Origin of the sequence: Marivirga aurantiaca (genome assembly GCF_016679925.1) — a bacterium.
Classification (GTDB): domain Bacteria; phylum Bacteroidota; class Bacteroidia; order Cytophagales; family Cyclobacteriaceae; genus Marivirga; species Marivirga aurantiaca.
Window position 1 is genome coordinate 636,108 of record NZ_JAEQBW010000001.1, and the last position, 16,129, is coordinate 652,236.

Consider the following 16,129-nt stretch of genomic DNA (forward strand, 5'->3'; position numbering starts at 1 on the left):
ATTTTGATTCACAATTTTATCGGACTTAGCAAATGCCAAAAGTCGTATTTCGCATCTCCGGAAAGCATTGTAAAGCCGTGGTTTGTGATTTTTAATCCAGAACAGACCTAGGCTGTTTGCGTCATAACCAACAGATTGCTTCTCATGAATTCCGTGGACACGGAATAACATGCTCGCAATAACCAGTGGAGTTGAGCCTTGGTCGATATTAAAGACCTAAGCTGTTATATTTCCCTTAAACGAGCTCCCTCTCCTTGGGAGAGGGTTGGGGAGAGGCTTGATTCAGGATTAACACCTTAATCCTCTCTTTTCCTTTAATAATATTAGCAAACACTTTGTTATTGGGAATAAAAGCTTGGAACCTGATGCCTGACGTTTTCAACGTACCAACATCGAGCGCATTGCTCACGCACTAATACAATACTCATACAAAAACCCAGTCGTAATATTTTAGAAAACTGAAATTAGAGCGTATTTGCGAGCGCAGCAAACTTTCTCAGCTTCTCTCACAGCCGTGGTTCGTGTCTCACGAACCACTTTTATTCCTTCCAAATACTAACCACTTTAATTAATCCACCCTCTCAATCTTGGCACCCAAAGCATTCAGTCTTTTATCAATGTTTTGATATCCCCTGTCAATTTGCTCCACATTGTGGATGGTACTTTCCCCATCAGCGGATAAAGCAGCTATTAATAAAGAAACACCGGCTCTAATGTCTGGAGATGTCATAGAGATACCCCGTAAATTAATTTGTCTGTTGAGCCCGATAACGGTGGCTCTGTGCGGATCACAAAGAATAATTTGCGCACCCATATCAATTAATTTATCTACAAAGAATAAACGGCTTTCAAACATTTTCTGATGCACCAGCACCGTGCCTTTAGCCTGCGTGGCAACTACCAATACTATACTGATTAAGTCAGGTGTAAATCCTGGCCAAATAGCATCGGCTATGTTCATAATTGAACCATCAATGAAAGTCTCTATTTCATAACTTTGCTGGCTCGGAATGAAGATGTCATCACCTCTGAATTCCATCTTAATGCCCAATCGCTTAAATGTATCAGGAATTATTCCCAGATGCTCTAACCCCACATTTTTAATAGTGATTTCTGATTGGGTCATAGCTGCCAGGCCAATGAAACTACCAATCTCAATCATGTCGGGCAACATAGTGTGTTCCGTTCCTTTCAGTTCACTTACTCCTTCAATATGAAGCAGGTTAGAACCAATTCCTGTGATTTTGGCTCCCATTCGGTTCAGCATTTTGCAAAGTTGCTGCAAATATGGTTCACAGGCGGCATTATAAATAGTGGTTTTTCCCTCAGCAAGACTGGCGGCCATCACAATATTGGCTGTTCCGGTCACAGAAGCTTCATCCAAATGGATGTAGGTTCCTTTTAAGGCAGAAGCATCAATATGGTAGAAGCTGCTTTTATTATCAAACAAAAATTTGGCGCCTAATTTCTCGAAACCTATGAAGTGGGTGTCAAGCCTTCTTCTTCCAATTTTATCACCGCCCGGTTTGGGTATCATGGCTTTACCAAATCTGGAAAGCAATGGACCCAAAAGCATAATGGAACCTCTTAATGAAGCTGCTTTTTGGGTATACTCTTTTGTTCCGAAGAATTCTAAATCGATGTTTTCAGCTTTGAATTGATAAGATTCCTCACTGAGTTTTTTGACTTCCACACCTAAATCACCTAAGAGATCAATCAGTTTTACAACATCAATGATATTGGGTATTTTATGGATGGTGACAGTTTCAGAAGTGAGTAAAACAGCACATAGAATCTGTAATGCTTCATTTTTTGCGCCCTGAGGGGTGATTTCACCGGAAAGCTTCAGCCCTCCGGTAATTTTGAATGATGCCATTGATTAGTTTCTTCTTTTTTTGTAATTCTGTTTTTTGCCTTTGTGGTTGCTACTGACAGGTCTTGGTCTGCTGGTGTCCTTATAGATCACATCAAAAGCATTGTTTTCTTTTACTTCTTTAATGTCCACACTCAATCTTCCTTCAGAAAGTTGCTTGATATTGTCTGCTACAGCTTCTTCCGTTACATTGTCACGATTCCAGGTGCTATAGAAAGTTTTCATCAACCGGCCAATATATAAAATGGCTGCATTTTTTTCTTCCCCTTCTTCCAGCGCAATCGCTTTTTCCACCAATAACTCCACGTTTCTACCGTAATGCTTAAATTTTACTTCGTTGGTGGTATATTTTACTCTCTCTGGTTTTCTTCCTAAAATATCTTTGGCAGGCATGGGGTAGGGACTTTCCACATCCAGGTCGAAATTCGACATGATGAATAAGTCATCCCAATACTTCTGCATATTTTCCTGATTGACATCCTTTGGGCCATTGCTCAGTTGTTTAATAAGGTCTACTACAGTATAGGCCATCTGCGTCCTGGTTTCTTTATCTTCTACCGTATGAAGATGTTTCACCAGCATCTGAACATTGCGTCCATATTCCTTTAATTTCATATCAGGTCGTTGCGTATTGTAATCTAACATAGTTTTTTCCTGTTAACTTTAACAAAGTTAGAAAAATAGAAATAAATAATAGCCTAAACAAAGGTGGACTTTCTTAATTAAAGTAACTTATTCCTATTATTTCTGAATCATTAACGATAATTTCATAATTTTTTTATCTGTTCATCAGGTAAATAGCCATACTTACATAATTTTAATTGGGGAATTAAATGGAATTGTTCATTTTTAAGTTTTAAAGAATATTAAATAATTATGATGAAAATAAAAATAGCAGCATTGATGGTATTGAGCGTGTTGGTTGCTAACACTGCAACAGCTCAAACTGACAGATGGCAACAGGCCATTAAATATGAGATGGAAATAGACATGAATGTTGAAACCCATCAGTTTACAGGAAAACAGAAAATTAAGTACACCAATAACTCACCGGATACATTAACAAGGGTGTTTTATCATTTGTATTTTAATGCTTTCCAACCCAATAGTATGATGGATGTACGTTCCAGAACTATTATGGATGCTGATCCACGTGTTAGCTCAAGAATTGCAGGCCTATCCGAAGATGAAATTGGATACCAGAAAATTAATCAATTGAAGCAGGATGGTAAAAAATTAAAATATGAAGTAGTAGGTACTATTTTGGAAGTGGAACTTGCCAAACCTATAATGCCAAATTCTACGGTTGATTTCTCCATGGATTTTGAAGCTCAGGTTCCTGTACAAATCAGAAGGACTGGAAGAGATAATGCAGAAGGTATTGCCTATTCAATGGCACAATGGTATCCTAAAATGGCAGAATATGATTACCAGGGATGGCATGCAAACCCTTATATAGGTCGTGAATTTCATGGTGTATGGGGCGATTTCGATGTGAAAATCACTATTGATAAAGATTACATTTTGGGCGGTACCGGTTATGTTCAAAATCCTAACGAAGTAGGACATGGTTATCAAAAAGAAGGCGTGAAGCCCGGAAAAGGAAAAAATGACAAACATACATGGCATTTTAAAGCCCCTAAAGTAATTGATTTTATGTGGGCTGCTGATCCTGATTACACACATGAAACCGCACAAGTGCCGAATGGACCTACATTGCACTTCCTTTATCAGAAAAATGAAAAAACTACTGAAAACTGGGAAAAACTTAAGGATTATACCATTAAAGCATTTGAATACGCCAACAAAACCTTTGGTAAATATCCTTATGAGCAATATTCTGTGATACAAGGTGGTGATGGTGGTATGGAATATCCTATGGCTACATTAATCACGGGAGAAAGATCCTTGCCTAGTTTGGTAGGTGTTACAGTGCATGAAATGTTCCATAGCTGGTATCAGGCAGTTTTAGCCACCAATGAATCATTGTATGAGTGGATGGACGAAGGGTTCACTTCTTTCGCTTCTTCCGAAACGATGAATGTAATTATGGAGCAGGGACAGGATAATCCACAGGCTGGAAATTACCGAGGCTACAAAGCTTTGGCAGAAAGTGGCTATGAAGAGCCTATGAGCACCCATGCAGACCATTACCATACAAATTTCGCCTATGGAAGAGCTGCTTATTCTAAAGGTGCAGTATTCTTAGGTCAGTTAAGGTATATTCTGGGTGAAGAAGTATTCTATACAGGAATGCGCAGATATTTTAACGAATGGAAATTTAAGCATCCTAATGATAATGACTTCATCCGTATTATGGAAAAGCAGTCCGGACTGGAATTGGATTGGTATAGGGAGTATTGGGTAAATTCTACCAAAACAATTGACTACGGTGTTAAATCTGTATTGGATGCTGAGGGCAAAACATTTGTGACTCTGGCGAAAATAGGAAAAATGCCAATGCCACAAGAAGTGACAGTAAACTTTAAAGATGGTAGCAGTCAGTTGTACTATATTCCTTTACGTATTATGAGGGGCAACAAATCTTTTTCAAAAGACAAAAATGTTAAAATATTAAATGATTGGCCCTGGGTGAACCCGTCATATACTTTTGAAATAGACCGTGCTGCTTCACAAATTGAAAGTATTGAGATAGATAAAAACAACGGAATGGCCGATTTAGAACCGGCTAATAACACCATTAATATCGAAGAGCATTTAAAAGCTACTTTTGAGTAAGTAGAATAGAGAGTATTTCAATAAAAAGTCTTTACCTGAAAATCCGGTAAGCGCATTCATTGCGTAACTTGGTCGAACGGTAAAGACTTTTTTATTATGGTACAGGTACAAACACAAAATACTACTATTCAGTGGAAGCAAATGGCCAGCTTATTGGCTTTATATGCTTCAGTAATTATTGGTTGGATCGCCTATCATCGCTATCAACCAGCATTACTGGCTTCCTTTGGTTTGCAACAATACAGCTCATTTTTGGTATGGGCACAGGGAATTATCCTGGTACTTACACCACCACTTGCTGGAAAGCTGGGTGACATGTATCGCAATAAATTTGGCAACAGATTAAGGATTATTACGCTGGGAGTGAGCTTTGCTGCCATGATTTTTATGACCGTTGCCTTTACGCTATTGATCAATCCCGGGGATTGGGTGTTGTTTGTTTTACCAGTATTAATTGTTTTATGGCTCTTTGCCATGAGCCTTTTCACCAGTCCGGCTATTTCCATGGTGGAATTATTTTCTCCCTCCATCAAATTGCCACTTACTGTTGCTGCTTTGACTATCGTTGCAGATTTGCTTTATTCATTGGAACCGATAATTGTCGACATCATCGATTTTCTTGGAGGCGCTTTAACTTTCGCTCTTGGTGGTGTAATTGTCTCCATTTCTGGTTATTTGCTACGGAAAAATTCACTGGATTCCTTTAGTGAAAATAAAGAGCAAAGGCCTGACGAAGTAAAACCAAAATCCAATTTGTGGATTGTATTGTTGGTGGGAATGGGCTTAGGCTTGGTATCCGGCATTGTGATTGAAATCTTCCCGGAATTTCTGGATAAACTAAACACAACAGTAGGCATTAGTGGCAAATGGTTAGTGTCTGTTTTATTGATAGTCACCGCTGTTTTCTCTATTCCGGCCAGTATTTATGTGCAAAATAGAAGTCTTTCCAAAAACCTGGTCATTTTCTTATCATTGACAGCTTTGACATTGACAGGAATATTTCTGATTGAAAATAGAATGGTATTACTGGTCTTGTTGTTTGTTTTTGCTATATTTTATGCGGTAATCAACGTATGTTCATTGCCATTGGCATTGCGCAATACAAGTGTTGAACATAAAGTGTTTGGAGTGGGGATCTTTTTCTGCGGATTTGAAATACCAAATAGCATTATTGATATAGCGATGATATGAAAATGGATTGGATTAGCAAAAACTGCTTCAAAGGGGAAACGCTTTTAGCTTTGAGAGCTTAGCCGAATGACTGTTCAATAAAGTGGATGAATAATATGATATATAGAGATGCTACTATTGAAGATATAAATCACTTACAGATTATCAGGAATTCTGTAAAGGAAAATATTCTATCTAACCCGGATCTGGTGACTATTGATGACTACAAAGAATATTTATCAGTAAGAGGGAAAGGCTGGGTCTGCGAAATTGATGATTTGATAGTAGGATTTGCAATTGCAGATCTTAAGGATAGCAATATTTGGGCTTTATTCCTTAGATCGGAATTTGAAGGAAAAGGTATTGCTTATGAGCTACATAAACTTATGCTTGATTGGTACTTTTCCAATGGGAAGGAAAAAGTGTGGTTGGGGACATCACCTAATACCAGGGCAGAAAAATTTTATAGAAAAAGAGGGTGGAGAGAAACTGGATTGCATGGTGAAAGCGAAATTAAATTTGAGATGACCAGAGAAGATTGGTTAAACAAAAAGCTTAAAGATGTTTCTGGAAATGCTGCACCTGATCAGGCGGAAGCATAAAATCACCTCGAACCCTTGAACTTCCGTCAAACAATTGGATATTTGTCCATTAATGAACTAAAATTGTAGCAATCAGTTTTATTACACTATGGCAGAAACAACTCATTGGACAGGATCAGCTAGATACCTATGCGATCCGGCATTGGCCCAGGCATTTCACATGGCAAGATCACTTGGAATGCCACTTTTGATAGAGGGTGAACCCGGAACCGGTAAAACCGATTTACCAATCCATTATGCAAAAGACCGGGGACTTGATCTGGAAGTATATCCTGTAGGTTCCAAAAGCAATATTGAGCAATTTGTAGCACGCTTTGATCATGTAAAGTATTTGCGGGATTCTCAGATTGAAATATTGAACGCGCAACGGGAAGAAAAAGGATTGTCAAGTAAACTCACTACTGGCGATCGAAATCCTGAATCCCTGGCAGATTATGTAGTAAAAGGACCGGCCGCTATCGCCTACAGCAAACCTCATTCGGTTTTGCTGATTGATGAGATCGATAAAGCACCCAGGGAGTTTCCCAATGACTTATTATATGCCCTGAGTCATCGAAAATTCATCATGCCTGAATCCGGTGAGGTAATTGAAATTTCCGAAGAGGAGATGCCGGCTATCGTGATTACCTCCAATCGTGAACAGGAACTCCCTACTGCCTTTAAAGGTAGATGTATCTATCATTACATTGATTTTCCGGATAAGGAGGTAATGGGAAAGATCATTGAAAAACACCATCCCGGACTGGATGAACAAGTGGTTCGGGTGGCACTGGATGTTTTTTACCATTTACGGAGATTGGGCTTGGAAAGAGCTCCTACGACACGTGAAATACTCAACTGGTTAAAATACATGGGTGATATCGCTCCAAAGGAGGCCGTGAAAAAAATTGAGGGACTGGAAGGAATAGGTGCCTTAATCAAAACACAAGCCGATATGGAGAGGATTAATCGTATGATTGGTGCTGACAATGCTGCTTTTGGAAGTCTTAATTAATTGATATGCTAAGTTCCCTTCCTGAAAAATTTCGAGCTCATGGTTTAAAAGCAGATTTACGCACTTTGCTTTTACTTCGGAAAGCCATGCAAAAAGGGTTGATCAAGACATTAGGAGATATTTATAATGTCTTAAAGGGAATTATTGTAAAAGAACCGGCAGATATTGGTCCGTTTACAAAGGCTTATTACGAATACTTTCTTCATGTGCCGATTGCACCGGGTCAAACGCTACAGGATGCCATCCTTCGCTCTGAGACATTTGCCCAATGGAAAACCCAGTTTTTAGATGAGGCCGATCGTGATTTTACGGATGAAGAGCTGGTCAATACTTTTCTGGACCAGGTACACCTTACAAGCTACGATATAAAAGAGGTCATCTCAGGCAAGGAAATATGGGACAAGGACAACCCCGATCAGGTAGACAGCGATCCTGAGGATAATGATAGTGAACCCACCGAAAGAGTGCTGGATAAAATGGCTGACTATTCTGATTTGTCGCTGGAAGAGTTGCTTGAGCGAATGGAAAAAGTCCGCCAGCAGCAGAAAACGCAACATGGAGGAGGAAGTCACTGGATTGGTACAGGTGGTATTTCTCCCTACGGCCATGGAGGAGCTGCCAAAAATGGTGTCCGTGTGGGAGGCCAGGGAGGCGGAAAAATGGCCAGGAAGGTGATGGGTGACAAAAACTATTTCCCTATTGACAGAGATGCTTTGCTTAATGATAATAATGTAGATGCAGCTCTGGCTTCCATTAAGGGAGTGATAGAAGAAAGTGCCACAGAAAAACTGGATGTGCCTCAAACGATTAAATCAGGTTTAAAACGTGGTGGATTATTTATTCCGGAAATGTCCAGCGAGAAAAATGAGGAATTAAAAGTCATCGTGCTTATAGATAACGGAGGCTATTCTATGGCTCCTTATGTGAGAAGTGTGCAAAACCTTTTCAGGAAAATGAAGACACGCTTTGCTCATGATTTAGAAGTGTACTATTTTCACAATACGGTTTACGATCGGGTTTTTACAGATGAGCGAAGAACTAAATCCATATCGATTGAAAAGCTTTTAATGCACAATAAGTCGTACAGGGTCTTCATGATCGGTGACGCTGCCATGGCACCATACGAGTTAAACTCTTTAAGTATTCACAATTTAAAAGCTATAGCACATAAATTTAAAAAGTGCGTTTGGCTTAATCCTGAACCACTTAGGTACTGGCCACATACTTACACAATTCAGGTCATGAAGCAGCTAATTCCCATGTTCCCTTTGACTCCTGCGGGAATAGAACGTGCCGTAAGAGCAATGAATGCTAAAAGTACTGAAGGGTAAGCTACTTCAAAATAAAATTTTCAATAACCATCTGGACTGTGTCTTTTTTATCAAGTACTTGCAATTTTTGAACCGAAGATCAAAAGGAATAATTTGAAACTGATATTTTGATAAGACTTCGGATTTTCTAACTCATCCCGACCCCCGCCAACTGGCGGGGCCCACCCTTCTCTTTTACTGAAGAGAAGGGAATACTGGAAACAATCACTGTGAAATCTTAAACTTTTTAAATAATAGAAAACACGTTACTCGATAGGAGATTCCTCCCCTCTATTCTCGGAAGAGAGGGGAAAATTTATCTAAGATAAATTAGGGGTGAGTTCATATTCTGAAATTTGAATAAAGGTTTGTAAAATAAGACAATATTAATACATTAGTATTTTAATATTTGCGATATGGTTCACAAAAGAACAATTTTATTAGCAAGAGAATTACGGAAAGCCCCTACTGAAGCAGAGGATATTCTTTGGAAATATTTAAGAGGTAGAAAATTAAATCAACTTAAATTCTTAAGGCAACATCCTATTGTTTATGGTGGTAATAGTAATAGGGAAGATTTTTTTGTAGCAGATTTTTATTGCCATGAAAAAAAATTAGTGATAGAATTAGATGGAGGAATTCATAAAGAACAAAAAAATATGATAAGGGCAGAGATCAAATATTGAGTGAATTAGGAATTCATGTATTAAGAATGAAAAATGAGATCATGGGAAAACCTGAAGAGGCCTTAAAATCAATAAATGAATTTATCTTTTATAATAACTTATAGTTATTGCTGATTAAAGTTTTTAAATACAAAACAACCATTAATCCCCTCCTCCTCTTTTACTGAAGAGAAGGGGATATTAGCCTGCCAGCCTTAGTTATTGAATTACAAAAAATTCTAACAAGCCCTATCACTTCATTCTCAATCCAAATAAAGGCCTTAGGAATTTCACTCTTCTGATGATAAATTCATAAGTAACAAAACAACCCATTCCTGTGAACAACAAAACCAAAATGAATTGTAATCGGCTGTCAATATCTAATGGAAATATTAACAATGAGCCAAGGAACAGAAATATCATATGAAGAATATATACCGGGTAGGCAGCCTGGCTTAAATAGTTGAGCACTTTTCCGGGTCGGTTGAGGTATTTATAACCGAACGCAAAAACCGAGATGATCCAGAAAATTGACTCAATCGACAACAGAAAAGCAGGAACCCGCATCTGGAATTGGAACAATCGGTAGGAGTAAAGCCAAACAGCAGCAAGGATAAAAAGCCATCTCCATTGAAGGAGCATCTTCCAGAAAGTGTCGCCACTCAACACAAAACAAAAGCCAAAGAAAAATGCCAGCAGCCCCAGGAAAAATCCGTGCCAGGTCATAGCATACATTTCGTATGGAGTGGGATTCACCCACAATGCCTCTGCAATGAAGGTAGCAAAGACAAAGATTAAACCTAACGGATTGCTGAATACCTTTTTAATCAGACTGACTAGCCTTCCATTTTCATGAATTTTTAAGTAAAAGAAAAGTGGTGATAATATGACTACATACACAAAGATGTTGCCCAAAAACCATAAATGCCCCGGGTTATCACTGTAGTTCAACTCCCAATGGTAGTAGTATTGCCAAATGAATACACTGATGGGAACAATGAAAAACATCCCAAACAGAAAGGGAAGCAGTATTCTGCCTGCACGTTCCTGCAATAATTGTTTCCAGTTTCGCTTTTGAATAGCAAAATAGACGCCCATACCGGATAAGAAAAACAAAAGCGGTATTCTCCATACATTCAACATGGACATAGGAATCCAGAGTGATTCCCAGGGGTTTTCATTAGCAATAAATCCTATCATAATTCCCCAGGACTGGAATCCTATGGCTACATGATAAACTAAGAGTAATCCTATGGCGATCACTCTTAGCCAATCGATGTCATATCTTCTGCTTATTGGTAACATATTTGGGAAGTTGAGAGCTCAAAAATTATTTAAGCATGGCGGCTATTTCAGGCCTGGTTTTTTCAATGTAAGCGTAGTCCAGTTTGAGTCCCATAGGCGCGAGCATTTGCCCCATCATGTCATAAGAACTCTTCAATTCGCTGAAAGGACCTGCTACCGATTCATAAGCTGTACTTTCATATTTATTCCTGATTGTTTTATCAGCACCTTTGTCCAGTAACATTTTGACAATTTCCGGTCGGCAGAAGAATGCCGCTGTATGAAGTGCAGTAGATCCTTCATTATTTCGGAAATTGATATCTGCATCTGCTTCAATGAGAATTTTGGCCATTTCTGTTTTTCCAAACAAAGCAGCACTGATCAGTGGACTTGAACCTCCATAGGGATCCTTTTCATTCAGGTTACTGCCTGCTGCAATATGTTGCTTCAGTGCATCACTGTTATCCGTAAGCACAGCCGTATGGATATCAACTGCCGGGGCTTTGGTTTCCGAATCCGAGGATTGTTTTTGTTGAGTAAAACCCTTTTGATCGCTACAGCCCAGGGTTACTAATAATGTCAATAAGCATACAAGCTTGAATGATGACGTTTTTACAGAATTGTTTTTGTTCGTTTTCATAATTTTCAGTGTTACATATTATTTATTAATTGGATTTATTTGTGTCAATATTTATTGTTATGCGATAAGAATTCACTTCATGAAAAAATGTATTTTTTATGCATGATGCATACCCACTCGTCCCCAAGGACGAAAGCGGGTGGGCAGACAAAAATCCGGGCAGAGTTGGGTTTGTGTGGTGAGGATATTTTTGTTCCCGCCATGCGGGAAAAAAAGATTAAAAGGAAAATCAGATGGCTCAAGGTATAAGAAAAGTACAAATACCTGCTACTAAGGTACGTTTCTGCGATTTTCATAATAACAGTTTCTATTGTTAATTAAAGCTTATTTTTTTCTTGTAAAACCGGACGATAGATAGTGAGAATGAGCACGTGCTCATTATTTATCTTCTTTTTTATAGTCTTCAATCTCCTTTAAGAAATCCATTGCCTTCTGCAATTTCTCAGCACCAAAATGCTTATTGGACAGTTTTCGCCATTTGTCCGAAGGGTTTTTCATGGACAGTTTCCGGAAAAGGTAAATTGCCAGGAAGCTGAAAAACGCGACTACTACGATCTGAATACTCCATAACACCACTCCACCATTTTGCACCAGCTCCTCAGTGTACCACCAGGTGCAGAAGAAAGGAGCTTGCAGCAATAACACCCGACCAGCTTGTGTATAGGAAGTGTAGACTTGGGCCAACTTCTGCTGTGTTGCAGTAATGCTTTCGCTGATATCAATCTGGCTGAGAATAATAATGTGCCGTAAATAAAGGAGCACAGCAAAAACATTGAATAGTATAATAGCTCCTACGGATATCGTAAAGTAAATATTGTCGCGGGTGTGGTAAACTAGAAAGCTCAGGAAGAAAATCCAGACCAGGCCAAGCAGCATCACCAAAATGTGGTTTCGGATGAAGGATTGTATTTTAGAGCCGGCTTTTTCAGACTGCAATTCATGCAACTGTTGTTTATTGATGGCTAAAACCTTTTCGATTTTGCTATCGTACGATTTCCATATATTTTTTAATTCTGATTCGTTCATGTCATTGGTCGGTTAATAAGAATTTCCTTCTCAATTTGTCTTTAATGCGGGCGATTTTAGTAGAAACATTGGTTTCGCTAATCCCCAGAATTTCACCTATCTCCTTTTGATTTTTGTCTTCCAGGTAAAGGATCATCAGTGCCCTGTCCATCTCTTTTAGCTCAGCGATAAAAGTTTGAAGCTGATGGAACTGTTCCTCTTTTTCCGGAGGCTCATGTTCAGCAATGATATCTACCAGGCTTCCCGATAATTCAGTAGTGAGTTTTTTCCGCGTGACATCTTTCCTGTAAAAAGATATAGCCACGTTTAAAGCTACTCTGTAGGTCCATGTAGAGCGTTTGACAGAATGATTGAAGCTGCTGAAGGATCTCCATAGCTGAATGATAATCTCCTGTACGAGATCTTTTCTATCCTCCGCATCTCTGCAATAGGAATTTGCTACTTTGAAAATAATTCCTTTATTGCCCTCAATAAAAGTGTCAAAATCGAAATTGTCCGCTGTGTTGATTGTATTCCCCATATTTAACTAAGGCTTAACAGCAGTCTTTGTGTGCATAAGTAGCAGCCGAAGATTTCTGGTAGTGGATTGTTGAGTTCTGAATACTTCATATACTTCCATTTGATTTATTCTATTATTCGCAGCTACTCACGAAATCTCACACTTATCACTAAAATATTTTTTAATAAGCCGATTAGGACTGAGCCAATGCTATTAAGTTAAGACAATTTTCCTTCTCCCATCAGCTTGTCCCGACCAATCGGGAGAGAAGGATGAAAGGTTGAGGTTTAATAAAAGCTTAACTTAATAGCATTGAGGACTGAACAGAAAGCTATCTCAAGGTTTATGAACAAAGTATAATCCCGCTATTAGGTTGTAATTTTGCATCTGAATATTACTCTTCCGAATACTCTAATAAATCCCCCGGCTGGCAATCCAGCACTTTGCAAATAGCTTCCAGCGTACTGAATCGAACGGCTTTTGCTTTTCCGGTTTTAAGGATGGAAAGATTGGCCAGCGTTAAATTCACTTTCTCTGAAAGTTCATTCAGTGACATTTTCCGCTTGGCCATCATCACATCCAGGTTGACAATAATTGGCATGATTTATACAGTTAATTCGTTTTCAGATTGGATTTCAATTCCTCTTTTTACAATTTGGGCAATTACAAAAAGAATAACCGCCATAAAAAGCCATACATCAGCTCCTGCCATGTGTAATGACTGCAGATCGGCTGTTTTTAATCCTTGTTTAGTTAACCATACATAATAATTAATCCCGGAATAAGAGAACAAGCCGATAGCTAAAGCCAAATAAGATAACTGTAGCATGAAACGCCTTAGATCTAAACTAAAAGGTTGAGATAGATTGAGCTTCTTTTCCGTAAACAATTTTACAATTAGGTAAAACATAATGGCCTTTAACACTGCGACAATAGTCATTGTAAACGTAATGACAAAGAAATGTCCGGAATCATAGTCGTAAAGCCTTGATAAATCTGCTCCTTCCCAAAAATTATTTGCACCAAGCGGATTTATCACAAGTGTAATAAAAGTATTGACAGCAATTCCGCCTGCTTCAATACATAGGCCAATAAAAATGAGCCACGAAAGTATTTGCAATACTTTCAAAATCTGTTGGGTTGTGATTTTAATCTCCATATTTATTCAGTAGTTTAAAAATTATAATACAAATATCAATTAATATTTATTGAAAAACAATAAATTTAGTCTGAATTTCGATAAATTTATTTTTATTAAGGTGTTTTTAGCCACAATATGCCAAACCACTACCTACATTTAGGTATTTTGCATTGCCTTTCGATGAAAAGTTAGGATATATTAGAGAAAGGAAGTAGGTTGAAAACTTTAAGGTGCCTGGCACAAGAAGAACTGTTTGTAAGCATTGATAAACGTTGTTGTCGGGTGTAGGAAAAATATAAAGGAGATATATTTACCTTGAGGTGCACGTATTTAAATGTTATGCTCAATAGATAGACACAAATAATATGATTCATTCAAATCATCACGACATAAAAGTCTATCAGATTAATACGAACTTTTACGAGTTCAATAACTTATCTAGCTCCCAAGAAATAGTAGAGCATATAATTAAGGATCACAAAGAGAGATTCGAAACCCCATATGAACTGGAAGATCAGCGCTCAAGTTTGGAAATTGAGCCAATAAATTATTCACTGTATGTTTTCAATGAAGTAGACAAGGAGTCTATATGGAAGAACTTTCTTCCTAAGGAAATTACAGAGCAACATGATTTTAGTATACAGAGTACTTCCTTCGCTCTTTTTATTCTGATTGAATCGGAGATTTTTGCTCTTATTGGTGGTAAGGGAATTTCTGTGATCAAGAAATTTATAAATCACTCCTTTGGTCTTGACTTATATGAGAAAATATCTGATCCAGAGAATGACGTTGTACATTCTCAAATGTCACGTGGGGTTACTGGTAATTTAACCTCTGAACAGAAAACCTACAGGAATGAGCAAAAGCTTATCGATTCATTATCAATAGGAAGAGTTCCTAACAAATTTTACTTGTTGCTCAGGCAAGATTTAAAAGACTCAGTATTTGATTTTATTGATTTTGATGATGAAAGTGTTTATTTGGAAATCGGGTCTTCATTTTGTCTTAAATGGAGATTGTCGTTCAAACAGACTCATGAATTAATATTAAAATTGGTTGAAATCCAGAAAAATGGAACAGGTAAACCTTTAAGTAGATTTGAACGTGTCAGAGATCCTAAATTTTGTAAGGATAGCTTAGAAATGGCTCTTTATGATCATTTAAGGAATGATATGGTAAGGATAAGTACGACAGGATCCACAACTTCAAATAACTTGGATTTTGACTTTGTTCATCCGCAAAAGCTAAACCTGTTTTATGAATGCGATATTTATTCAGCTTATACAAAAGGAGCTAAAACTCCATTTTTCGAGACACGAGATCGCACAAAATTGTATTATGAAATTCTGAAATATCTCTATGACATTGTTGATCAGCATGACGCTTGGAGTTTTATAAAGCATTTGTCGGGAGTTAGAATAAGGGGTTTTGTAGGTGAAGAGAAAAAAACAGAGGCAATGTTTATTAATCATCTAACTTGCGAGATTTCTGTAAATAATAGTCCTTACTTTCTAATTGACAATATTTGGTACAAGGTTAGAGGAGATTTTATAGATACCATTAATGATCAATGCAGTTCAATGCTTCAATCAAATGAGTTGAGTCCCAACCCGATGACCAAAATCTGGTCTAAAGATATGGATGAAGGAACGTACAATTTAGAATATCTAAAAGAAGAAAATTTTACTGTTCTCGATAAGATGCTAGGTCAAAATATTGAGTTATGTGATTTACTTTATGAAACAGATAGTAATATCTACTTGATCCATGTAAAAGAAGGTTTTGATGCCAAAATCAGAGATGTAACTAATCAAGTTTCTATTTCTGCTAATAGATTATGGAACGATGTGAAATCTGATTTTCATTTCGTAGATGCAGTCTACAAGCGGTATTCGGAAAGTGCTAATTTTGGCTGCGATCCCATTTCTAGAGACGATTTTCGTTTAAAATTCAAAAAAGACATTGTATATGTTATTGCCTTTTGTCACAACAAAATCAATAAAAAGGTTGCTGAAAACATTCAAGATTTCAAGTCTAACATTGCTAAATTTTCAATCATTCAAAGTGTCAGAGACATGCAAGGCAATAACTATCCTTTGAAAGTAATAGAAGTAAAAAGAGCATAACATATGCTAAAATCCCTAGGCCCATGAGCTACTTGCAAAGGACATTTGAATCAGATATTT

At 37.8% G+C, this 16,129-nt stretch carries 14 protein-coding genes and 1 pseudogene; 7 read left to right on the top strand and 8 right to left on the bottom strand.

The genetic code is table 11. From position 1 onward, the window contains the following. Positions 1-568: 568 nt before the first annotated feature. Together murA and JKA74_RS02725 are read right to left on the bottom strand one after the other, a co-directional pair. Positions 569-1,876: a UDP-N-acetylglucosamine 1-carboxyvinyltransferase gene (gene murA, locus JKA74_RS02720; protein ID WP_201429621.1), complete on the bottom strand. Its 1,308-nt coding sequence runs from the start codon at positions 1,874-1,876 to the stop codon at positions 569-571. Between the two features lie 3 nt (positions 1,877-1,879). Next, the gene (locus JKA74_RS02725) at positions 1,880-2,518 is read right to left on the bottom strand and encodes a DUF4290 domain-containing protein (RefSeq protein WP_201429622.1); all 639 of its coding nucleotides are present in this window, start codon (positions 2,516-2,518) and stop codon (positions 1,880-1,882) included. A gap of 234 nt (positions 2,519-2,752) precedes the next feature. Between JKA74_RS02725 and JKA74_RS02730 the strand changes: the two genes are divergently transcribed. The 6 genes and pseudogenes from JKA74_RS02730 to JKA74_RS02755 all read left to right on the top strand — a co-directional run bounded on the left by JKA74_RS02730 (position 2,753) and on the right by JKA74_RS02755 (position 9,478). Next, the gene (locus JKA74_RS02730; RefSeq protein WP_201430168.1) at positions 2,753-4,612 is read left to right on the top strand and encodes a M1 family metallopeptidase; all 1,860 of its coding nucleotides are present in this window, start codon (positions 2,753-2,755) and stop codon (positions 4,610-4,612) included. A 96-nt stretch (positions 4,613-4,708) separates the two neighbouring features. Beyond that, the gene (locus JKA74_RS02735; RefSeq protein ID WP_201429623.1) at positions 4,709-5,803 is read left to right on the top strand and encodes an MFS transporter; all 1,095 of its coding nucleotides are present in this window, start codon (positions 4,709-4,711) and stop codon (positions 5,801-5,803) included. An 86-nt stretch (positions 5,804-5,889) separates the two neighbouring features. Continuing rightward, positions 5,890-6,384 carry a GNAT family N-acetyltransferase gene (locus tag JKA74_RS02740; protein WP_236587480.1) on the top strand — a complete coding sequence of 165 codons (495 nt, stop codon included), beginning with the start codon at positions 5,890-5,892 and terminating at the stop codon, positions 6,382-6,384. A gap of 88 nt (positions 6,385-6,472) precedes the next feature. Then, complete coding sequence (locus JKA74_RS02745; protein WP_236587481.1) at positions 6,473-7,378, top strand: AAA family ATPase; 906 nt, start codon at positions 6,473-6,475, stop codon at positions 7,376-7,378. 5 nt (positions 7,379-7,383) lie between these two features. Next, positions 7,384-8,709, top strand: a complete 1,326-nt coding sequence (locus JKA74_RS02750) for a hypothetical protein (RefSeq protein ID WP_201429624.1) — start codon at positions 7,384-7,386, stop codon at positions 8,707-8,709. 395 nt (positions 8,710-9,104) lie between these two features. Then, a pseudogene (locus tag JKA74_RS02755) lies at positions 9,105-9,478 on the top strand (endonuclease domain-containing protein). A gap of 127 nt (positions 9,479-9,605) precedes the next feature. Here JKA74_RS02755 and JKA74_RS02760 read toward each other — a convergent pair. The 6 genes from JKA74_RS02760 to JKA74_RS02785 form a co-directional block, all read right to left on the bottom strand. Then, the gene (locus tag JKA74_RS02760; RefSeq protein ID WP_201429625.1) at positions 9,606-10,658 is read right to left on the bottom strand and encodes an acyltransferase family protein; all 1,053 of its coding nucleotides are present in this window, start codon (positions 10,656-10,658) and stop codon (positions 9,606-9,608) included. Positions 10,659-10,683: 25 nt separating this feature from the next. After that, on the bottom strand, positions 10,684-11,277 hold the full coding sequence (locus JKA74_RS02765) for an ankyrin repeat domain-containing protein (protein WP_201429626.1): 594 nt from the start codon (positions 11,275-11,277) through the stop codon (positions 10,684-10,686). Positions 11,278-11,655: 378 nt separating this feature from the next. After that, positions 11,656-12,303, bottom strand: a complete 648-nt coding sequence (locus tag JKA74_RS02770) for a hypothetical protein (RefSeq protein ID WP_201429627.1) — start codon at positions 12,301-12,303, stop codon at positions 11,656-11,658. Position 12,304: 1 nt separating this feature from the next. Next, the gene (locus tag JKA74_RS02775) at positions 12,305-12,823 is read right to left on the bottom strand and encodes an RNA polymerase sigma factor (RefSeq protein WP_201429628.1); all 519 of its coding nucleotides are present in this window, start codon (positions 12,821-12,823) and stop codon (positions 12,305-12,307) included. 373 nt (positions 12,824-13,196) lie between these two features. Continuing rightward, complete coding sequence (locus JKA74_RS02780; protein ID WP_201429629.1) at positions 13,197-13,403, bottom strand: helix-turn-helix domain-containing protein; 207 nt, start codon at positions 13,401-13,403, stop codon at positions 13,197-13,199. 3 nt (positions 13,404-13,406) lie between these two features. Then, the gene (locus JKA74_RS02785) at positions 13,407-13,961 is read right to left on the bottom strand and encodes a DUF2975 domain-containing protein (protein ID WP_201429630.1); all 555 of its coding nucleotides are present in this window, start codon (positions 13,959-13,961) and stop codon (positions 13,407-13,409) included. Between the two features lie 347 nt (positions 13,962-14,308). Here JKA74_RS02785 and JKA74_RS02790 point away from each other — a divergent pair, with 347 nt between their 5' ends. After that, positions 14,309-16,069: a DUF6119 family protein gene (locus tag JKA74_RS02790; RefSeq protein WP_201429631.1), complete on the top strand. Its 1,761-nt coding sequence runs from the start codon at positions 14,309-14,311 to the stop codon at positions 16,067-16,069. Positions 16,070-16,129: the final 60 nt, after the last annotated feature.

Coding starts and splice junctions, on each gene's coding strand:
- JKA74_RS02790 (WP_201429631.1), top strand. CDS start 14,309: ATGATTCATTCAAATCATCACGACATAAAAGTCTATCAGATTAATACG.
- JKA74_RS02780 (WP_201429629.1), bottom strand. CDS start 13,403: ATGCCAATTATTGTCAACCTGGATGTGATGATGGCCAAGCGGAAAATG.
- JKA74_RS02770 (WP_201429627.1), bottom strand. CDS start 12,303: ATGAACGAATCAGAATTAAAAAATATATGGAAATCGTACGATAGCAAA.
- JKA74_RS02740 (WP_236587480.1), top strand. CDS start 5,890: ATGAATAATATGATATATAGAGATGCTACTATTGAAGATATAAATCAC.
- JKA74_RS02730 (WP_201430168.1), top strand. CDS start 2,753: ATGAAAATAAAAATAGCAGCATTGATGGTATTGAGCGTGTTGGTTGCT.
- JKA74_RS02765 (WP_201429626.1), bottom strand. CDS start 11,277: ATGAAAACGAACAAAAACAATTCTGTAAAAACGTCATCATTCAAGCTT.
- JKA74_RS02735 (WP_201429623.1), top strand. CDS start 4,709: ATGGTACAGGTACAAACACAAAATACTACTATTCAGTGGAAGCAAATG.
- JKA74_RS02725 (WP_201429622.1), bottom strand. CDS start 2,518: ATGTTAGATTACAATACGCAACGACCTGATATGAAATTAAAGGAATAT.
- JKA74_RS02750 (WP_201429624.1), top strand. CDS start 7,384: ATGCTAAGTTCCCTTCCTGAAAAATTTCGAGCTCATGGTTTAAAAGCA.
- JKA74_RS02785 (WP_201429630.1), bottom strand. CDS start 13,961: ATGGAGATTAAAATCACAACCCAACAGATTTTGAAAGTATTGCAAATA.
- JKA74_RS02745 (WP_236587481.1), top strand. CDS start 6,473: ATGGCAGAAACAACTCATTGGACAGGATCAGCTAGATACCTATGCGAT.
- JKA74_RS02775 (WP_201429628.1), bottom strand. CDS start 12,823: ATGGGGAATACAATCAACACAGCGGACAATTTCGATTTTGACACTTTT.
- murA (WP_201429621.1), bottom strand. CDS start 1,876: ATGGCATCATTCAAAATTACCGGAGGGCTGAAGCTTTCCGGTGAAATC.
- JKA74_RS02760 (WP_201429625.1), bottom strand. CDS start 10,658: ATGTTACCAATAAGCAGAAGATATGACATCGATTGGCTAAGAGTGATC.